This is a genomic window from Olsenella phocaeensis (genome assembly GCF_048189965.1).
Classification (GTDB): Bacteria; Actinomycetota; Coriobacteriia; order Coriobacteriales; family Atopobiaceae; genus Olsenella_I; species Olsenella_I phocaeensis.
On the sequence record NZ_DBEZHV010000008.1, the window covers coordinates 1 to 19,669 of the forward strand.

Below are 19,669 nucleotides of genomic sequence, written 5' to 3' on the forward strand. Positions count from 1 at the left end.
TCTCGCTGATCATCGCCTTTGGTCCGGAGCGCTTCCAGGAGTTCCTGGCCGGCTTCCACGACATGGACCACTACTTCAAGAACACCCCGCTGGAGAAGAACGTCGTCGCGCTCATGGGCCTCATGAACGTCTGGTACGTCAACTTCTGGGGCATGGGCAGCCACGCCGTCCTGCCGTACAACCAGTACCTGCACCGCTTCCCGGCCTACCTGCAGCAGCTCACCATGGAGTCCAACGGCAAGGGCGTGCGCTGGGACGGGAGCCCCGTCACCTCCGACACTGGCGAGATCTTCTGGGGCGAGCCGGGAACCAACGGCCAGCACGCCTTCTACCAGCTCATCCACCAGGGCACCCGCATGATTCCGGCGGACTTCATCGCCTTCGCCAACACCCCCAACCCCACCAAGGACGGGGACCAGGACGTGCACGAGCTCTTCCTGGGCAACTTCCTCGCGCAGACCAAGGCACTCGCATTTGGCAAGACGGCCGAGGAGGTGCGCGCCGAGGGCACGCCCGAAGAGATCGTGCCCGCCCGCTGCTTCACGGGCAACCGTCCCACGACCTCGATCTTCGGAGAGGCGTTGACGCCGCACGCACTGGGTGAGCTCATCGCCCTGTACGAGCACATCACCTTCGTCGAGGGCACGGTCTGGGGCATCGACTCCTTCGACCAGTGGGGCGTCGAGCTCGGCAAGCAGCTCGCCAAGCAGATCACGCCCGCCTTCCACGACGACGAGGCGCTCCAGGGCCAGGACGCCAGCACGAAGGCCCTCATCGCGTACTATCGCGCGCACAGGAAGTAGTAGCCCAGCGAGGGCGTCCCTCTCGCCTCCATGTCCGATGGTGAGAGGGCGCCTCTCCATATTCGCGGGGTCCTCCCTTGGCCCGTCGGCGCACGTCCGGCGGGCTTTTTTGTCCCTTCAGCGGGAGAAGCAAATCGTTAATGACTGTTTCAGCTTTGTTTCGTTTACTCTGCGGAAGAGTGGTCTAGTTGGTTGGTCCCTGGCCTGTCGGGGGACCGCTGAAGAAGGGAGTCCGCGCTCATGCACAGGAGCAACCTGCTCAAGAGGTTCGCCGTGGCTTCGATGGCAGCCGCCTCGATTGTCATGGCGACGCCGGTCCAGGCACTGGCGTGCACTCAGGTCTACATAGGGCCCAAGCTCACCGCCTCGGGTGACGTGCTGTACGGCCGCGCAGAAGACTATGCGTCGCGCCACGTGAAGATTTTCGGGGTCCAGGAAGCCACCGATGGCAAGACCTACACCTCGGAAGAGAGTGCCTTCAATCGGACGGTGGGGAAGACCTACCGCTACACCTTCGTGCGCGATGCCCAGGCGGACTGGGGAGAGCTGGCACCACCCTATGCCGAAGCAGGCATCAACGAGAAGGGCGTGACCTGCTCCGCCACGCTTACCACCGACTTCAACAAGAAGATCGAGGAGGCAGACCCGAAGACGGCCGAGGGCCTGGGCGAGTACAACATCGCCGACGTCGTGCTCGGCGAGGCTGCCACGGCGCGCGAGGGTGTCGAGATCCTCGGCGACGTCATGGACAAGTACGGCGCCCAGGACTGCAACCAGATCTGGGTTGGCGACGCCAACGAGGTCTGGAACTTCCAGCAGCTCTCGGGACACCAGTGGATCGCCATCAAGATCTCTGACGACGTTGCTTCAATCAATCCCAACATGGGCAACCTGCAGTTCAAGGTCGACCTGGCCGACAAGAGCGTATGTCTGCATTCGGAGGGCCTCGAGGAGACCGCAAAGAAGGCCGGCACCTACGTGACCTTCGCGGACGGTGGCATGGACGTCGCCAGCTCCTACGGCGAGACCGAGTCTGGCGCGGGTCAGAACACGCGCTATGCACAGGGTCGCTCCTACTTCGGCAATCCCCTCACCGACGGTACCTTCGAGGTCGATACCTCCGGCAGGGTGAGCGGTGTCAGCCCCGAGGCACGTCTCCTCTTCTTTACTCCTGGTCGCAGTGACTACTCCCTCTATGACGCACAGCGTTCCCTTGCGGCCCGCGGCGAGGGCACGCAGTTCAACGCCAACGAGAACAGCAAGCTCTATGCCATTGGGAACAACCGGACAATCGAGTCCCACATCTTCCAGACTCGCAGGGGGATGAGCCCAGATATCGCCACCATCCAGTGGGAGGCTCTCTCTCGCACGGAGTTCAGCGTCTACCTGCCCAGCTACTCGGCGCTTCTCACCGAGGTTCCGGGAATCTATGACAACTTCGAGACCATCAATTTGAGCCATGTGGGGAAGAAGGAGTCCATCGACAGCGTCGAGACCGCTCTTACTGATGCGGACGACGACACCATGGACTACGTCATGATGGACATCAACACCCTGACGTACAACAACCGTCAGGCATGCGCTGGTGGTGTCGCCGAATACCTCAAGCTCGTCCAGGACCAGATTAATGACCAGCATGGCATCGTCGACGAGTACATGAAGACCCTGCCCGAGGGCGAGCGCGGTTCCCTTGCCAACGAGGCCTTCGACGTCGTCTCGACCCAGGTGTTCGAGAAGATGCAGGCGTTGCGCACGGAGCTTCGCGACTACATCAACGCGGGCGACTTCTCCGTGCCCTTCAAGTCCAGCGACCTCGACGGCACGCTGTCCTATGCCTCCAAGGTGGTCCCTCCCACCATCACCCAGCAGCCCATGTCCGCGAGCTACGAGCAGGGTAGCGGCGCGGTCGCGCTCTCCGTCGCGGCAGACGGCCGCACGGACTCGCCCCTGAGCTACCAGTGGATGAAGTCAACGGATGGCAGCAGCTGGAGTAACGTGGGCAGCTCCGACACCTATGTGCCTCAGACCAGCACCGTCGGCGAGACCAAGTATAAGGTCGTCGTCTCCAATGCTGAGGGCCTGACCGCCGAGTCCGACGTCGTCACGGTGACCGTGAGCAAGCCCGTCGTCGAGCAGCCCGTCGGGACCATGTACCGCCTCTACAACCCCAACAGCGGCGAGCACTTCTACACCGCGAGCTTCGACGAGTGCCTCTCCGTACTGTCTGCCGGATGGCGTTACGAGGGAACCGGCTGGTCTGCGCCCCTGAAGTCCGACACCCCGGTCTACCGCGTCTACAACCCCAACGCGGGCGACCACCACTACACCGCCAGCAAGGACGAGAGGGACGCGCTCGTGACCCTCGGCTGGAGGGACGAGGGCATCGGCTGGTACTCCGACGACGCCCAGGGCGAGCCCCTGCTTCGTCTCTACAACCCCAACGCCAGGTCTGGCTCCCACCACTACACGACGAGCCAGGGCGAGCATGACGCCCTCGTCAAGCTCGGCTGGAGGAGCGAGGGCATCGGCTGGTACGGCGTGAAGGCAGGGTAGCCTCTCGCCAAGTCACCTCTTCGGGGCGGGTCTCGCAGTTTGCGGGACCCGCCCTCGCTTGTGCGGGAAGGGCCATCCACGACGGCCGCGCGCCCTTCTCGCTCATGGAGAAATATCCACAACTGCGCGCATCCGCCCAGCGGTATTGTGTCGAGTGTTTGCCCAGGTAATATGCTCTCTGCCGGCTCCCCCACGGTTTTATATCCGGTTCGGAACTATTGAATGAACGTCAGAATCTACAACAGACAGGAGAGAGACGTGGGCATGCCCCTGAATCCCGCAAGGCGGACGACAGGGCTACACATCAAGGACGTGGGCCGAGTGCTTCTGGCGTCCGTCATCGCGGCCTTCGCGCTGGCCGCTTCCATCCTCCTTCCCACGTCCGTCGTGGCAAAGACGGTCGAGGAAACCTTTGGCGAGGGCTGATCCTACACGTTGGACGACAGGGGGGAGCTCGTGGTCTTTCCGACCGACGGCGTCTCTGGCGTGATGGAGTCGGTCCACGCGATTCCTGAAAACGTGACCAAGAGGGTCGTCGCCATAAGCATCAGGTCCGGCGTCAAGGCACCAGAGGACTCGAGCGAGCTCCTCAACCTCAAGGGACTCAAGGTCGCGGACCTCAGCTGTCTCGACACGTCCTCGACCATCAGGCTCGCCAGCCTCTTCGAGGGTTGCTCCGAGCTGCTCTCGGTCGAGCTGGGCGGCATTGACACCTCCAAGGTTCAAAGTGTCGACCACATGTTCTACGCCTGCTCTTCGCTGACGTCCCTCGACCTCTCATCGCTGGAGTTCAGGAGCGTGAGGGTTGCCAACGCCCTGGTCTCCGAGTGCTATGCCCTTGCCGACCTGAGGCTGCCCAAGACCTTTGGCACGGAGCTGTGGGGCATGGATGCCATGTTTGCGGGAGACTCGCGGCTTTCTGCCCTCGACCTTTCTGCGGTTGACATGGGTGCCGTGGCCGAGGCCCGGCATGTGTTCAGAGACGTCGCCGGCCTGGTCGAGTGGAAGGTGGGGAAGGGCTTCCGTCCTGCCGTGCTGGACGAGCTCCCCAGCTCCCCGGACGAGCGTGGCTGGCGGTCCGTCAAGGACTCCCGCTGGTACACGAACGACCAGATCAAGTCCCAGCGCAGCGGCATGGCCGACACCTACCGCAGCAAGGGGGAGGAGAAGCCCGTCCCCGAGGAAAAGCCGCAGGGTCAGGGCTCGACGCCCAAGAACGAGGGGGGCAAGCCCGCAGACCCGAAGCTTTCCAACCCCAAGCAGGACTCCGGCAAGCCTGCCGACCCCAAGCCCCAGGGCAAGGGCGGCGAGCAGGGCAAGACTCCCACAAAGCCCAGCAAGCCCAATAACGGTGGTGCCACCAAGCCTAAGGCCGACCCCAAGCCCAACCAGAACCCAAAGCCGAGTCCCAAGTCCGGCAAGCAGGCCGTCCAGGCCCAGGCCATGCACCGCCTCTACAATCCCAACAGCGGTGAGCACTTCTACACCGCGAGCACAGGCGAGCGCGACGGCCTCGTGAGGGCCGGCTGGCGCTACGAGGGCGTGGCCTGGGTCGCTCCGACCAAGTCCGGCACCCCGGTCTTCCGCCTCTACAACAAGAACGCCGGCGACCACCACTACACCACGAGCAAGGCCGAGCGGGACAAGCTCGTGAGCCTTGGCTGGAGGTACGAGGGGATAGGCTGGTACTCCGACGACGCCAAGGGACAGGCGCTCTTCCGTCTCTACAACCCCAACGCCAAGGCGGGGTCGCATCACTACACGGTCAACGCCGGAGAGCGCGACGGCCTGGTCAGGCTCGGCTGGCGCAACGAGAACGTCGGTTGGTACGGCGTCAAGGCCTAGGGCGCGCGTCCCTCTCGACTTCGAGGGCCCGGGCTGCCTTGGTTGGCCCGGGCCTCGTCGTCACGCTCGTGGCCGTTTGGTGTGAGCGGCACGCCCCACGTGCGACTTTGGTAGAGTTATCCCGCAAGCGCGTTGGGCGGGTTCGGGTGACGTCACACCTCGAACCTGGTCAGGGTCGGAAGGCAGCAGCCATAAGGGGCCTCTGGCGGGCACCCGTTCCCGCCGAGCGCGCTCCAGGGCGCTCCATGGCCACCTCGTGACCGGGAGCGCCTTTGTTATCTGGGGCACCGTTCCCTGGCTGACATGCTGGCACCCGCTCCTGCGGGTTTGCGCCGAAGGACTGGGAGAATAGCATGGGCTTCGTAAGCTTCATCGCCGAGCTGCTGCGCGATCCTCGTGCCGCCATCGCCAGCTGGATTGCCATGGGTCCGCTCGCCGCCTACGGTTTCGTTTTCCTGATCGTCTTCATCGAGACCGGCGTGGTCTTCTTCCCCTTCCTGCCAGGTGACTCGCTCCTCTTCGCCTCGGGGTTCTTCGCCAACGGCGGCGGCTTCGACATCGTCTGGCTGTTGGGGGTCGTGTGGGCGGCGGCAATCCTGGGTGACCAGTGCAACTTCATGATCGGGCACTTCTTCGGCCGTCGCATCATCGCCTCGGGCAAGGTGAAGGCCATGACGCCGGAGCGCGTGGAGAAGACCGAGGCCTTCCTCGACAAGTGGGGGCACCTCGCCATCTTCCTGGGGCGCTTCTTCCCCTTCATCCGCACCTTCGTGCCCTTCCTGGCGGGCGTGGGTGGCATGCACTGGCGCAACTTCGTGCTGTTCAACGTGCTGGGCGGCATCACCTGGTCCACCCTCTTCACCCTGCTCGGATACTTCTTCGGCGGCATTCCCTTCGTGCAGAGGCACTTCGAGCTGCTCATCGTGGGGATCGTCCTGCTCTCGCTCGTGCCCACCGTGGTGGGCCTCGTGAGGAGCCGCATGGGCAAGGGCAGCCGCCGCGAGGGTGGGCACGCGGCGTAGGGCCGCATCCGATTGCCTCGGCCGGCCATGTGGGGCGTGTGGACCTCGTCCGCCGGCATCTCGACCTACCCGCCGCGCCTTCTCCCTCCTACCGCTAAAGTCGTGGGGAGAGGGGATTCCGTTGTGCGGGGAGGTTGCGTGGGCACACCAGACGAGCTTGCTCGAAGGATCGAAGAGACGCTGGGCCGCATGACGTTGGAGCAGAAGTGCGCCCTGCTCTCAGGGGGCTCCGCGTTCACCACGCGTGCCATGCCTCGATACGGCATCCCCGCCATGCAATTCTCGGATGGCCCCCATGGCTTGCGCCTCCAGGCGGAGGGAGCCAATCACCTGGGCATAGGTGGCAGCAGGCCCGCAACGTGCTTCCCCACGGCGGCCACCGTCGCCAACAGCTGGGACCCGGGCATGGGAGAGGCCCTTGGCCGCGCCCTGGGCGAGGAGTGTCTGGCCCAGGGGGTGAACGTGGTGCTGGGGCCCGGGCTCTGCATCAAGCGGAGTCCCCTCTGCGGCCGCGACTTCGAGTACTTCTCCGAGGACCCCTACCTCGCCGGCAAGATGGCTGCGGCCTACGTGCGTGGCATCCAGTCGACCGGCGTCGCCGCCTGCCCGAAGCACTTTGCCGCGAACAGCCAGGAGACGAGGCGGCAGGCGTCGGACTCCGTCCTCGACGAGCGCACCCTGCGCGAGCTCTACCTCACGGCGTTCGAGATCGTGGTGCGCGAGAGTGGCCCCAAGTGCATCATGAGCTCGTACAACCTCGTCAACGGCACCTACGCCAACGAGAGCGTCAGGCTTCTCACCGACGTCCTTCGTGGCGAGTGGGGCTTCGACGGGGCGGTGGTCACCGACTGGGGCGGCTCCAACGACCACGTCGCGGGCGTGCGCGCGGGATCGACCTTCGAGATGCCCGACCCTGGCCTCTCGCCCGTGCGGGAGCTCACTGCCGCCGTGCGAGACGGCCGCTTGGAGGAGTCGGTCGTGGACGAGCGCGTGAGGGAGGCTCTTGGCGTCATTCTGCCCACCTGCGCCGCAACCGCCTCGGCCGATGACGCCTTCGACGTCGGGGACCATCATGCCATCGCACGTGACGTCGCCGCCAACTCCATCGTGCTCCTCAAGAACGAGGCCACGGAACAAGGCGGACCCATCCTGCCCCTTGCCACGGGCACGAGGGTCGCGCTCGTCGGCGACTTCGCAAGCGTCCCTCGCTACCAGGGTGCGGGCTCGAGCCTGGTGAACCCCACCAGGCTCGATACGCTGCTCGGGTGCGTCGGGTGCTCCGGCCTCGAGCTCGTGGGCTTCGAGCCGGGGTACGAGCGCCATGGTGGCAAGGATGACGCCAAGGCCGCCGCAGCGATCGACCTCGCGCGTCGGGCCGAGGTCGTCCTGCTTTGCATGGGGCTGGACGAGCTGGTCGAGTCCGAGGGCATGGACCGTGACGACATGCGGGTCAATCAGAACCAGGTGGAGCTGCTCCGTCGGCTTTCGTCGGCGAACCCCAACGTCGTGGTGCTGCTTTCGGGTGGCGCGCCGGTCGAGTGCGACTGGGCGGACGACGCCCGCGCGCTCGCGTACCTCTGCCTGGGGGGCCAGGCCGGGGCAAGCGCGGCGCTGGATGTGGTCTGCGGTCGCGTGAACCCCTCGGGAAAGTTGTCCGAGAGCTGGGCGAGGCGCCTCGCGGACACGCCGACCGCCAAGACCTTCCCCGCAGGGGGTCACGTCGCCGCATATCGCGAGGGGCCCTACGTCGGCTACCGCTACTACCAGACCGCGGGCGTGCCCGTTGCCTTCCCCTTCGGCTACGGCCTCTCGTACACCCGCTTCGAGTACTCCCGGCCCAGGGTTGCCGCGGACGTCGTGACCCTGAGCGTCACCAACGTCGGCAGACGCGCTGGCGCAGAGGTCGTGCAGCTCTACGTGTCAAAGCCGAAGCGGGAGGTGTTCCGTCCGGAGCAGGAGCTCAAGGGCTTCGCCAAGGTCTTCCTGGAACCTGGCGAGACCAAGGGCGTGACCATTGCCCTGGATGACAAGGCCTTCCGATACTTCGACGTGGGGACCGGGTCCTGGGAGATCGAGGGGGGCGTCTACGAGCTGCGCGTGGGAGCCTCCTGCGAGGACATTCGCCTGAGGGCGCAGGTCGAGCTTGCGGGAACGGGTGCCAAGAATCCCTATGAGGGCCTTGACCTGCGTTCCTACGAGACGGGTAGGGTCAAGGAGGTCACTGACGCAGAGTTCGTGGCGCTTCTCGGACGACCGATTCCGCAGGAGCGCGCCACCATCGATCGCAACACCTGCTTCTGCGACCTCATCCACGGGCGCAGCCCGCTCCTTTGGCTGCTCTGGTCCATTCTCAACCTCCTGCGCAGGGCGGGGGAGCGCCGCGGCGTGCCGAACCTCAACGTGCTGTTCATCTGGAACATGCCTCTGAGGGCGCTTGCCAAGAACGCCGGAGGGGTCTTCTCCATGGCCGCCGTCGACGGCCTGGTGATGGAGGCGAAGGGGTTTTGGGTCATCGGGCTGCTTCGCATGCTGGTGGGCATCGTCGCGAACATGGTTCGCAATGCGGTTCAAGCCGGTCGGCTGGCAAGGGAAGTCACCTAGCGGCGCGGCCGTCGGCGAAAAGAGGAAGTAAGCTGGCGCAAGCGGAGTGGACGGACGAGAGGGGACGTGCTCATGGGCTTCGGGGAATGGACGAGGAAGAACGAGGGCCTCTGGCAGTTCATCCTGTTCAACCTGCTGTCCAATATCTCCACGGCCACGCGCTTCGCCTGCACCTGGGTGGGGACAGCGGTGTTCGCTGGCCTCACGACCGAGTTCCACTTCCTCATCTTCAACTACCCGTCTTCGGGCGGCGGACTTGGCGCCTTTGTCACCTTCCTGGTCGCCGAGGTGGCCGCCCAGGTGGTGAACTTCTTCGTCCAGATGAGGTTGGTCTTCAGGTCTGACGCGGACTTCGCACAGTCTGGTCCCAAGTACGCCGTGCTGGCCGTGCTGATCGTGGTCGTGAACCTCGTGCTTCCGGGCTACGTGCAGGACTTCTGCGTCAATTCGCTGGGGCTGTCCAGCGGGCTTGCGGCAACGGTGGCGTCGGTGGTGAACACGCTCCTTGCCGTGGTGGTGAGCTTCCCCCTGCTCAAGTTCTGGATCGCGCCGGCCGCGAGGTAGGGGCCTGTGTCGCGCCGGCCGTGAGGTGGGGGCCTGTGTCGCTCGCGCCACGGGGCAGTGTCCCGAATCGCGCCACAGGGCAGTGTCCCGAATCGCGCCGGCCGCGAGGTGGGTCATCGCATGTCCTCTTGCGCAGCACCCAAGTCATCGCGCTCCTCTCGCCCCTGCGTTCTCTATGCATTTTCCTGAATCTGTTCGACAAAAGCCCAGGTAGATTTTGGTCGAGTTCAGGAGAAGGCATAGAGAACGGCGTGCGTTTCAGCAATCGGCATAGAGAACGACAGCAGTTTCATGAGAAGGCATAGAGAACGTCAGGAGGAGGCATAGAGAACGCGGGAGGGGGCGCAAGTCGTGGACCGCCCGCGCCGCTCCGGGGCCTTCAATGCGGGCCGCTGCAGTCGGGGGCGCCCGCGCGGGCCGGGGCATGCATGACCGTGCCCCCGCGCGGCTATACTTGTGGCTCGGACAAGAGGCGCGGAGGTCAGATGGAATCCCTGTATAGAAAGTATCGCCCGCAGACCTTTGCGGACGTGGTGGGGCAGCAGCATGTGGTGGGCACCCTGGAACGCGCGGTGCTCGAGGGCAGGCAGAGCCACGCCTACCTCTTCTGCGGCCCGCGCGGGACGGGCAAGACCACCATGGCCCGCCTGCTCGCCAAGGCGCTCATGTGCGAGAGGGGCGCAGGCCAGCTGCCCGATGGTAGCTGCGAGCAGTGCAGGCTCATCGCGGCCGGGGAGCATCCTGACGTCTACGAGCTCGACGCGGCCTCACGCACCGGCGTCGACAACGTGCGCGAGGAGATCATCAACAGCGTCGGCTACGCGCCGGTCCGTGGCCGCTACAAGCTCTACATCATCGACGAGGTCCACATGCTCACGACGGCGGCGTTCAACGCGCTGCTCAAGACCCTCGAGGAGCCCCCCAGCCACGTGGTCTTCGTGCTCTGCACCACCGACCCGCAGAAGATTCCCGCCACCATCCTGAGCCGCGTCCAGCGCTTCGACTTCCATGCCATCGCCCACGAGGACATCCTGCACCAGCTCCAGAAGGTGTGCCAGCAGGAGGGCTTTGGCTACGACCCGGCTGCCCTCGAGCTGGTCGTCCGTCACGCCCGTGGGGGCATGCGAGACGCGCTCTCCACCCTGGAGCAGCTCTCGGTCTTCGGCGGGGGACAGGTCTCGGCCGAGGCGGCGCGCGACCTCCTGGGCGAGGTGTCGGGTGCGCAGCTCGCGCAGACCTCGCTCGCATTGGCAAGGCGTGACGTCGCCGCGCTCTTTGGCGAGGTGGCGACTCTGGTTGACGCCGGGCGAGACCTGCTGCAGTTCTCCCGCGAGCTGGCCGCGCGACTGCGCGACTGCTATGTGGTCGCTGCCGTCGGGGCGAGGCCCGGAGTCGTCGACCTGTCGGAGGACGAGCTGCGCGCTCTGGACGAGGAGGCGGCTGCCTTCGGGTCGCCGGACCGACTGTCGCGCGCGCTCGGCATCATGGGGGACGCCTCGAGGGAGATGAGGACCGCCACCAACCAGAGGCTCGTACTCGAGGTGGCGCTCGCCCGGATCGCGCGGCCCAAGTCCGACCTCACGCTGGACGCGCTCGCGGACCGCATGGCCGAGCTCGAGCGGCGGGTGGCGGAGCTGACGGCGGGTGCCGTGGCCGCCCCCGTGCCGGTGGCCCCCGTCCAGGTGCCTGCGCCGACAGGCGAGAGGCCCGTGCCGACGACGCCGGCGGCCCCCGTCCGGTCGTCCGTTCCCACGGGCGAGAGGCCCGCGCAGCCAGTGCAGGCGGCTCCCGCCCAGCCCGGGATTACGAAGCTTCCCACACCCACCCCATCGCCCGCGGCACAGCCGGCGTCGGCCGCCGTCCCTGCCCCGGCCCAGCCAGACGTGTCACCCAGGGCGAAGCCTGCGGCAGCGCCGGCCTCCGTTCAGGCGGCACCGACGAACCCGGAGCCCATCCCCGCGCGGCCGACGCAGGCCGCCACCCCCACTCGGCCCAGCTCGTCGACCGTGGGACTTGTGGCGCACGCCTTCCCCGCGGTCACGGATGGGGGAGAGCTCCAGCGCCGTTGGCAGCAGGTGTGCGACGGCCTTCTCGCCTCCGACCCCCCGCGCGGCTCCCTGCTCCTGCAGTCCTCCGCCCTCAAGGACGACGGCGAGGTCCTTCAGGTCAACCTGCCCAAGGGCTCCGGATTCTCGGTCAAGATGCTCGAGCGCGACGACGTCCGCTCGGTGGTCGGGACTGCCGTGGAGGAGGTCTTTGGGCACAGGAGGCTCGTCTTTGCCGAGTCCAGCCTGGTTGGTGCGGACATAGCGCGCAAGCTCCGCGCCGAGCCTCCCGCCGCAGCGCCGGCTCCCGTGCGTGCTCAGGCGCCGTCTCCCACGCCGGTGCCGGCGCCTGCCGCACCCAGCGTTCAAGCCATGCAGCCGACCTCGGCGTCCGCGATTCCCGCCCCGGCGGCGCCCTCCCGGCCCGCACGGCCGAGCTATGCGGCCCCCTGGGAAGACGAGGCCGTACCCTACGACGATGCGTCCGCCTTCGCGTATGGAGAGGACGCCGACCAGGCCCCGGCGGCCGCTTCGTCCGCACCCCTGCCGCCCCAGGGGCCAGTCTCCCAGACGGGACCCGTGGTTTCCCCGTCGGCCGTGGCGCCCGCGCAGACCGCCGGTCAGGCGGGTGCCCCCGGGTCCAGCCAGCCGAAGCCAGCGCCCAGGCGGGAGCCAGCCCCAAGCCCGGCTCCCGCAGCGGCGCCCAAGCCCAAGCCGGCTGCGGGGACCACCCCCAGGGAGCCCAGGGAGATGTTCACCCCCGAGCAGAAAGACATCCTGGACATGCTCACCGACGTCTTCGGCGACGGCGTCTCGGCTCGCGTCGAGCGTCCCGACGGCTCGGGGGGAGCGGCGGAGTAGTTGGGGATTCGCCCCCTGCCCAGGGGAGCCCCCGCCCGACGCGGCTACCATGTGAGGGCGGCCCGAGCGCCGCGGCACGACCACGAACGGACTGCGCCCCGGCGCGCCCATGAAAGGATACGTCCCGTGAACATGCAGCAGATGATGAAGCAGGCCCAGAAGATGCAGCAGGAGCTCGCCAAGGCACAGGACCGCCTGGGCGACATCCAGGTGTCCGCCTCTGCGGGCGGCGGCATGGTCAAGGTCAGCGGAACCGCCGACATGCACATCGACTCCATCACCATCGACCCCGAGGCAATGGACCCCGAGGACGTCGAGATGCTGCAGGACAGCATCGTCGCGGCCGTGAACGAGTGCCTCTCTGCCGCGCAGTCCGCAGCGAACCAGCAGCTCTCGGGCGTGACGGGCGGCATGAGCATCCCAGGGCTGTTCTAGGCATGCCGAGAGAGGCAAACGACGGCCGGGCCCTCCAGAGGCTCCTCGACGAGCTGGGACGGCTTCCGGGCATCGGTCCCAAGTCGGCCCAGCGCATCGCCTACTACCTGCTCGAGTCCGACGCGGAGACGGCACGACGCCTCTCCGACGCGATCGTGCAGGTCAAGCACCAGGTCCACTTCTGCCCCATCTGCTTCAGCTACGCGACGCGCGACACCTGTGACGTCTGCTCCGACGGCTCGCGCGACCGCGCGAGCATCTGCGTGGTGAGCGAGCCCCGCGACGTCACCGCCATCGAGAAGACCGGCGTCTACCATGGCCTCTACCACGTGCTGGGGGGTGTCATCTCTCCCATGGACAAGGTCGGCCCGGACCAGCTGCACGTGAAGGAGCTCCTCCAGCGCCTAGCCGATGACTCCGTCAGCGAGGTGATCCTGGCCACCAACCCGGACGTGGAGGGCGAGACGACCGCCACCTACCTCTCGCGCGTCATACGCCCGCTGGGGGTCGAGGTCTCGCGCCTCGCGAGCGGCCTGCCCGTGGGCGGCGACCTCGAATACGCCGACGAGGTGACCCTTGGGCGGGCCATTGAGGCCCGCCGGGTGCTGTAGCGACAACTTGCGGCACCGGTGCGCTACGATGCACGCCAGAGCGAGGAGGTCTGTCATGTCACAACACACGAGCGGGGCCGCCCCCCGTCACGGTAAGCACTCTGCCGGCAACGCCCAGCCCGCAGCGCGTCGCTACGTCCCCCGCGACGGCTATGAGCTGGAGCCCGACTCCGCCAGCGCCGAGCAGGACGCCCCGCGCCCCATTGGCGTGGACCCCGCCCAGACGGGCTCCTTCCAGCGCATATCCGCTGGGCAGGGGGCGACGGTCGAGACGAGGCAGAACGTCTCCAAGATCTCGGCAGATTCCACCTCGTCGTGGACGCGCATAGGCCTGGGCGACGAGATGCGCCTGCAGGGCTCACACAAGCCCTCGGTCCAAAGGCGAGAGGCACGCTACAAGACCAGCCGCAAGCTCTTCGTGGGCCTCGGGGTGGCCGTCGCCGTGGTGCTCGCCCTGGGCGGCTTCCTCTTCTGGAGGGCCCTCTCGTCCTCCAGGAGCGCGGCGACGCGGCAGGAGCAGGCGCAGGGCCAGACCCAGGTGGACGGGACGATCACCAACCGCGGGACGACCTTTGCCCTGCGCAAGCAGGACAGCGGCAAGTATGCGCTGGTGAGCTGGCCTGAGGGCGGGAGCTCCCAGACGGTCTACTTCGAGCTCGACGGGGTACCTGTCCAGCTGGTCCTCTACAACGGCGCCCTGATCGTGCCCGAGAACCTCGACGGCAGCTGGGACCTCCTTGCCTACCAGATTGGGGGCGGATCGGTCGAGACCCAGGTGACCGATGCCGACGGCAACGCGGTGAGGGGCGAGGGATCCATAGAGTCGGTGGAGCTCCAGGGGAGCAGCCTGAGGCTCCACACGAGTGACGGCAGGCTGGTGGTCGTCCCCCTGGGTTAGTGCACCGAACGCCGATGCGGGCGCATGTCGGTGATGCCCCGAAGGAGGCGCCAAAACAGGTAAGGCTTGTGCATGAATGGTGGAGGGAACTTTTTTCACAGGGCCACTGGACAAGGCGAAGCGCTTCTGTGTAGAATAGCTCCCGCACCTGGTGAACGGGGTATTAGCTCAGCTGGTTAGAGCGCCGGCCTGTCACGTCGGAGGTCGCGGGTTCAAGTCCCGCATATCCCGCCATTTGCGACTTCAAGCCCCGGTCTCCGGGGCTTTTTTCTTATGGGAGAAGGGCGGCAAGGGCTGGCCCCGGCTGCGCGGTCCGTGGCCATGCGCACGGGGCCACGGACCGTCGGGCCCACCGTCCCTCTCGCCTCGTCCCGCAGCCGTGGGGCGGGGGACAAAAATTGGCACTTATGTCATACAATTAGAGGGCTTTGGTGCCGGGGCCGACGGGCCCCTGACCGTCTATTGGGGGCTGGCTCTGGTGGCTGCAGGTGAAAGGCGACAGGACGACGAGTTGGTGAGGCTGGCCGTCTTCGACTTCGACGGTACCTCGATCAGCGGGCAGTCGGGCTCGCTCTTCTCGCGCTACCTCTTCGCCCGTGGCTACCTCTCGATCTCGCAGGCCCTGCGCCTGGGCTGGTGGGGGGCACGCTACGTGCTCCATCTCCCGCAGCGCCAGGAGGAGGCCCGGGAGGTCATCTTCGACGCCCTCAACGAGCGGAGTCCTGAGGAGATATCCGCCCTGATGCGCTCCTTCCACGACGAGGTCCTGCTGCCGCGCTACCGTCCCGCAGCCATGGCCGAGGTGCGGAAGTGCAAGGACGAGGGCTGCGTCACGTTGCTCGTCTCGGCCACCTTCCTGGACATCGCCCGCGAGGCGGCGGACCACCTGGGCGTCGATGGCCTCGTCGCCACGGACATGCAGGTGGATGCCCAAGGTCGTTATACGGGCCAGGTCGCGGGCCCTGTCATAGCGGGGCCCGAGAAGACCCGCGCCGTGGAGCGCTGGGCAGACGAGCACGTGGGGCCGGGCAGGTGGGTCATCGCCTATGCGTACGGGGACCACCACTCCGACGAGGACCTGCTCTCCGCCTCTCAGAAGCCCTACGCGGTGAGCCCGGGCAAGACGCTGAAGCACGCGGCCAAGCGCCGCGACTGGGAGGTGCTCGACTGGAAGTAGGCCGCGCGCGATGGGGACGCCGCGAGGCTCGCAGGGGAGGTACACAGGTGGATATTTCACGGAAGACCGATTACGCGCTGCGCATGCTCTCCGAGCTGGTGCGCGCGGATGGCGACATCGTCTCGGTTCGGGTCGCAGCCGAGAACAACAGCGTGCCCTACTCGTTCGCCCGCTCGATCCAGCACGACCTCGTGCGTGCCGGAATCATAGACAGCACGCGTGGCTCGCATGGGGGCATGCGCCTCGCGGTCGATCCCAAGGCGACCACGGTGCGCACGGTGGTTGAGGCCATCCAGGGGCCGATCCAGGTCTCGAGCTGCGACACCAACGGGGACGACGGCGGACCCTGTCCCTTCATGCCGTCCTGCCACTTCAACCCGATCTGGTGCGAGGCGGAGCGCATCCTGCGCGACTACTTCTCCTCGGTGACCCTCTATGAGGTCGTCGCCGAGCACAAGCACCCCGTGCTGGCGGGGGGCCAGGGCTTCGAGGTCGTGGGTCCCAGGGTCCTGGCTTCCGATGACGAGTAGCGCCGCCCGCCTGGAGTGGGAGGGCGAGCTCGGTGACGGGCTCGCCTCGTTCAGGGAGCGAGTCAGGGCGAGGGGGGCCGAGCTGTACCGCGACCTGCCCTGGCGTCGCACCCGCGACCCCTACCAGATCTGGGTCTCTGAGGTCATGCTCCAGCAGACGCAGGTGAGCCGCGTGTACGGTCGCTGGCAGCGCTGGTGCGAGCGCTTCCCGACCCCCGACGCGCTTGCCGCCTCGAGCTCGGTCGACGTGCTGGAGGAGTGGCAGGGCATGGGCTACAATCGGCGCGCTCTCTCGCTCTGGCGTGCCGCTCAGGCCGTGAGCGACGCCGGTGGAGAGATGCCGCGCTCGTACGCGGAGCTCGTGGCGCTGCCTGGCATAGGTCCGGCGACCGCGGCGGGCATCAGGGCCTTCGCCTTCGACCTTCCAGGCGTCTACCTCGAGACCAACGTGCGCTCGGTCTTCCTGCACGAGCTCCTCGCAGAGGAGATGGGGGTGCGAGACCGGGACCTCGTCCCATTGGTGGAGGCGTGCTGCCCCCCGGACGCCTCGCTTCCCGACGACTCGCCACGCAGCTGGTACTACGCCCTCCTGGATTACGGTGCCCATCTCAAGCGGGTCCTTCCCAACCCCTCGCGTCGGTCGGCGGCTCACGTGCGGCAGTCCAGATTCGAGGGATCGCACCGCCAGAAGCGCGCCGAGCTCGTGCGCATCCTGCTGGCTCATGCCGACGACCATGCGGTCGGAGTTGGATGCGGGGTGCTGGCCGAAGAGCTGAGCCGCGTCGAGTCGGAGGCCGGCAGGGCCGAGCTGGCCCAAGGCGAGGTGCTCGAGCTCCTCGAAGAGCTCGAGCGAGAGGGCTTTTGCCATAGTTCAGGGGACATTTGGCACGTCTGAGTGCTACCATCAAAGCAGTCGCCTATCGCGGCTGCTTTGAGACGTCGTGCGGGAGGGGCCCGCACGCATCTTCGGAGAGGAGTTCACATGGCAGTTGACTTCGAGAGCTCGCAGACCAAGAAGAACCTCGAGAGTGCGTTTGCCGGCGAGAGCCAGGCTCACACCAAGTACGAGTACTACGCCAGCAAGGCCAAGAAGGAGGGCTACGTCCAGATCTCGAACATCTTCACCGAGACCTCCGGCAACGAGAAGGAGCATGCCAAGCTCTGGTTCAAGTACCTCCACGAGGGGGACGTCCCCGACACCGTGACCAACCTCAAGGATGCCGCCGCCGGCGAGAACTACGAGTGGACCGACATGTACGAGGGCTTCGCGAAGACCGCCGAGGAGGAGGGCTTCAAGGAGATTGCCGCCAAGTTCAAGATGGTCGGCGCCGTCGAGAAGGCCCATGAGGAGCGTTACAACAAGCTCGTCGAGCGCGTCGAGAAGGGCGAGGTCTTCGACCGTCCGGGCGTCAAGGTCTGGAAGTGCCTGAACTGCGGCCACCTGCACGTCGGCGCCACCGCACCCAAGGTCTGCCCCGTCTGCAACCACCCGCAGAGCTACTTCGAGGAGCAGTCCGTCAACTACTAAGGACGCGGCCTCGTCGGCATCGTGTCGCGACAGCTTTCAAAGGGCCCGTCTCCCATCGGGGGACGGGCCCTTTCCTTGTAGGTGGCTGCGCCGAGGGCGTGGGCGTCATGTGGAAAAGCCCCCGCGTTCCATGCCCGCGCGCTTCGGGACTCCCTGGCCCCGAGGGCGAGAGCGGAGCCTCCGTGCGTCCGCGACGATTCTGGCCATCGATTTCCCGCAGGTCGCGCGACTCCCTCTTCTCTCCCGCTCTCGTCGACGCGGCCTCCTCGCTGTCCGAGCCCCTACCGGTCTTCGTGGACAACACCTTCGCGACCCCCTATCTCTACCGGCCTGCAGAGGACGGTGCCGCGGTGGTGATCGAGTCGCTCACCAAGTGGATCGGCGGTCACGGCGCGACGCTGGGCGGTGCGGTCGTGGATACGGGACGCTTCGACTGGAGCTCGACACCGCACAAGTTTGCCACGCTTACCGACCCCGACCCCTCCTACCATGGCGTGGTCTTCGCGGACGCCGCCCCTGCCGCCCCCTTCTCGACCCGTGTGCTGGCCAACAAGCTGCGAGACTTCGGGCCGACCCTCTCGCCCTACGCGGCGCAGCTCATCGGCATTGGCATCGAGACGCTCTCCCTGCGCGTCGAGCGCCACAGCCAGAACGCCCTCGCGGTGGCGCGCTTCTTGGAGGGGCACCCCAAGGTCTCTTGGGTGCGTTATTCGGGTCTCGAGGGCGACCCCAGCCACGAGACGGCCTCGCGCCTGCTGCACGGCGGCTTTGGCGGTGCGCTGGTCTTCGGTGTCAAGGGCGGCCGCGAGGCGGGGCTAAGGGTGGTGGACAACGTGAGGCTGTTCACGCACCTCGCCAACGTGGGCGACGCCAAGTCGCTGATCATCCATCCCGCGTCGACCACCCATTCGCAGCTCAGCGCCGAGCAGCTGAAGGCGGCGCACCTCTCGGAGGACATCGTCCGCCTCTCGGTGGGCATCGAGAACGTGGACGACATCATCGCAGACCTCGACCAAGCGCTCGCTGCGGCATAAGGCCTCCGCCTGGGCGAGAGGGGCGTCTCACGAGATGATTCGAGGCCCTCGGACCGGCAGCGACCCGCCGGCCCGGGGGTCCTTTGGCGCATGCGGACGTCTTATCTTGAAGGGCTGCGCCTGCGCGCCTAGCTCTCCGCGTGCGCGGCCTCGAACTCCGCCGCCACCCTCGCGCAGCGCTCGCGCTCCTCGGGGCTCCGTGGATGTCCCGCCACGAAGCGCGCGAAGCCCTCGACGGAGAAGTCGTCCCAGCCCTCAATCGAGCCCAGGTTCTTGAAGATGCAGGTGGGAACCTCGCCCAGTGCCAGGTTCTTCCTGATGCAGGCATCGCAGCCAAGGCCGCGAGCGAGGTTCTTGGGATTGTTGGGGTTGTGGGGGCAGCGGATGTCCCCACAACTGCAGAAGTGCCCCCTTGGCTCCTCTGCCATGGCGACTCCTCTCCCGTGGCCGACGCTAGCTACTCCGACGGCGTGGCCTGGCGTTGGGCTTGCCGTTTGCCTTGAAGGCGCTAGGGCAGAGGTCGACCAGGGCGCAGGCGTCGCACTTGGGGCGCTGCGAGGTGCAGGTCTCGCGTCCGAAGTGGATCCACTGCTCGTTGACGGGCCCCCAGAGTTCGCGGGGCAGCACGTCGAGCAGCTGGGGCTCGGCCTGGGCGGGGGTGGGGGCGTCGACCAGCCTGAGCCTGGAGGCGATGCGGTACACGTGGGTGTCCACGGCGATGCCGTCCACCACGCCGAAGGCCTTGTTGAGCACGATGTTCGCCGTCTTGCGTCCCACTCCCGGGAGCGTGACGAGCTCCTCCATGGTGCCAGGCACCTCTCCGCCAAAGTTCGAGACTATGGCTTGGGCGCATTCGACACAGTGCCGTGCCTTGGTGTGGTAGAAGCCCAGGGAGTGGATGACGTCCTCCACCTCGAGGATCTCCGCCGCCGCCATGGCCTCGGGCGTGGGCCAGCGGCGGAAGAGCTCGGGCGTCACCTTGTTCACGGCCACGTCCGTCGTCTGGGCCGAGAGCAGCACGCAGATCACCAGCGTGAAGGGGCCGTCGAAGTCCAGGGCGCTCCTCACGTCGGGGTACAGATCTCCCATGCGGTGGCAGACCTCGATGCCGCGCTCGCGCTTGGAGCGCTTCGACTCACGGGACATGTTCCTCTCCTTTCCT

18 protein-coding genes, 1 tRNA gene and 1 other RNA gene are annotated in these 19,669 nt (G+C 66.7%); 18 read left to right on the top strand and 2 right to left on the bottom strand.

Annotation, left to right across the window (positions count from 1 at the left end):
* From ACMPH2_RS04160 to ACMPH2_RS04245, 18 genes are all read left to right on the top strand, one after another.
* A partial coding sequence (locus tag ACMPH2_RS04160; protein WP_471752465.1) for a glucose-6-phosphate isomerase occupies positions 1 to 803 on the top strand: 803 nt, incomplete at its 5' end.
* Between the two features lie 240 nt (positions 804 to 1,043).
* Entirely contained in the window at positions 1,044 to 3,356 is a 2,313-nt protein-coding gene (locus ACMPH2_RS04165) for a C69 family dipeptidase (RefSeq protein ID WP_417118711.1), read from the top strand.
* A 222-nt stretch (positions 3,357 to 3,578) separates the two neighbouring features.
* Positions 3,579 to 3,782 (top strand): hypothetical protein, encoded by a 204-nt coding sequence (locus ACMPH2_RS04170; RefSeq protein WP_417118712.1) that lies wholly within the window; start codon positions 3,579 to 3,581, stop codon positions 3,780 to 3,782.
* 30 nt (positions 3,783 to 3,812) lie between these two features.
* On the top strand, positions 3,813 to 5,201 hold the full coding sequence (locus tag ACMPH2_RS04175; RefSeq protein ID WP_417118713.1) for a BspA family leucine-rich repeat surface protein: 1,389 nt from the start codon (positions 3,813 to 3,815) through the stop codon (positions 5,199 to 5,201).
* Between the two features lie 133 nt (positions 5,202 to 5,334).
* Positions 5,335 to 5,430: signal recognition particle sRNA small type (gene ffs / locus ACMPH2_RS04180), an RNA gene on the top strand.
* A 124-nt stretch (positions 5,431 to 5,554) separates the two neighbouring features.
* On the top strand, positions 5,555 to 6,223 hold the full coding sequence (locus tag ACMPH2_RS04185; RefSeq protein ID WP_417118714.1) for a DedA family protein: 669 nt from the start codon (positions 5,555 to 5,557) through the stop codon (positions 6,221 to 6,223).
* A 138-nt stretch (positions 6,224 to 6,361) separates the two neighbouring features.
* A complete protein-coding gene (locus tag ACMPH2_RS04190) occupies positions 6,362 to 8,824 on the top strand; it encodes a glycoside hydrolase family 3 C-terminal domain-containing protein (RefSeq protein WP_417118715.1) in 2,463 nt (820 codons plus the stop codon).
* A gap of 72 nt (positions 8,825 to 8,896) precedes the next feature.
* Positions 8,897 to 9,388: a GtrA family protein gene (locus tag ACMPH2_RS04195; protein WP_009278335.1), complete on the top strand. Its 492-nt coding sequence runs from the start codon at positions 8,897 to 8,899 to the stop codon at positions 9,386 to 9,388.
* Positions 9,389 to 9,873: 485 nt separating this feature from the next.
* Positions 9,874 to 12,294, top strand: a complete 2,421-nt coding sequence (dnaX, locus tag ACMPH2_RS04200) for a DNA polymerase III subunit gamma/tau (protein WP_417118716.1) — start codon at positions 9,874 to 9,876, stop codon at positions 12,292 to 12,294.
* Between the two features lie 126 nt (positions 12,295 to 12,420).
* Positions 12,421 to 12,729, top strand: coding sequence for a YbaB/EbfC family nucleoid-associated protein (locus ACMPH2_RS04205; protein ID WP_009278337.1), 309 nt, complete (start codon positions 12,421 to 12,423; stop codon positions 12,727 to 12,729).
* A gap of 2 nt (positions 12,730 to 12,731) precedes the next feature.
* The gene (gene recR, locus ACMPH2_RS04210) at positions 12,732 to 13,340 is read left to right on the top strand and encodes a recombination mediator RecR (protein WP_009278338.1); all 609 of its coding nucleotides are present in this window, start codon (positions 12,732 to 12,734) and stop codon (positions 13,338 to 13,340) included.
* 55 nt (positions 13,341 to 13,395) lie between these two features.
* Entirely contained in the window at positions 13,396 to 14,238 is an 843-nt protein-coding gene (locus ACMPH2_RS04215; protein WP_417118717.1) for a hypothetical protein, read from the top strand.
* 157 nt (positions 14,239 to 14,395) lie between these two features.
* Positions 14,396 to 14,472 (top strand) — tRNA-Asp (locus tag ACMPH2_RS04220).
* Between the two features lie 244 nt (positions 14,473 to 14,716).
* Positions 14,717 to 15,415, top strand: coding sequence for an HAD family hydrolase (locus tag ACMPH2_RS04225; protein ID WP_159430813.1), 699 nt, complete (start codon positions 14,717 to 14,719; stop codon positions 15,413 to 15,415).
* 47 nt (positions 15,416 to 15,462) lie between these two features.
* Complete coding sequence (locus ACMPH2_RS04230; protein ID WP_062531571.1) at positions 15,463 to 15,945, top strand: RrF2 family transcriptional regulator; 483 nt, start codon at positions 15,463 to 15,465, stop codon at positions 15,943 to 15,945.
* A complete protein-coding gene (locus ACMPH2_RS04235; RefSeq protein ID WP_417118718.1) occupies positions 15,935 to 16,840 on the top strand; it encodes an HhH-GPD family protein in 906 nt (301 codons plus the stop codon). Before ACMPH2_RS04230 ends, ACMPH2_RS04235 begins: the two co-directional genes overlap by 11 nt.
* 87 nt (positions 16,841 to 16,927) lie before the next feature.
* Positions 16,928 to 17,473 carry a rubrerythrin gene (gene rbr, locus ACMPH2_RS04240; RefSeq protein ID WP_009278343.1) on the top strand — a complete coding sequence of 182 codons (546 nt, stop codon included), beginning with the start codon at positions 16,928 to 16,930 and terminating at the stop codon, positions 17,471 to 17,473.
* 182 nt (positions 17,474 to 17,655) lie between these two features.
* Positions 17,656 to 18,507, top strand: a complete 852-nt coding sequence (locus ACMPH2_RS04245) for a PLP-dependent transferase (RefSeq protein ID WP_417118719.1) — start codon at positions 17,656 to 17,658, stop codon at positions 18,505 to 18,507.
* 128 nt (positions 18,508 to 18,635) lie between these two features.
* On the opposite strand, the gene ACMPH2_RS04250 is transcribed toward ACMPH2_RS04245, so the two are convergent.
* Both ACMPH2_RS04250 and nth read right to left on the bottom strand, forming a co-directional pair.
* The gene (locus ACMPH2_RS04250) at positions 18,636 to 18,935 is read right to left on the bottom strand and encodes a DUF6485 family protein (RefSeq protein ID WP_062531573.1); all 300 of its coding nucleotides are present in this window, start codon (positions 18,933 to 18,935) and stop codon (positions 18,636 to 18,638) included.
* A 25-nt stretch (positions 18,936 to 18,960) separates the two neighbouring features.
* On the bottom strand, positions 18,961 to 19,653 hold the full coding sequence (gene nth, locus ACMPH2_RS04255) for an endonuclease III (protein WP_062531574.1): 693 nt from the start codon (positions 19,651 to 19,653) through the stop codon (positions 18,961 to 18,963).
* Positions 19,654 to 19,669: the final 16 nt, after the last annotated feature.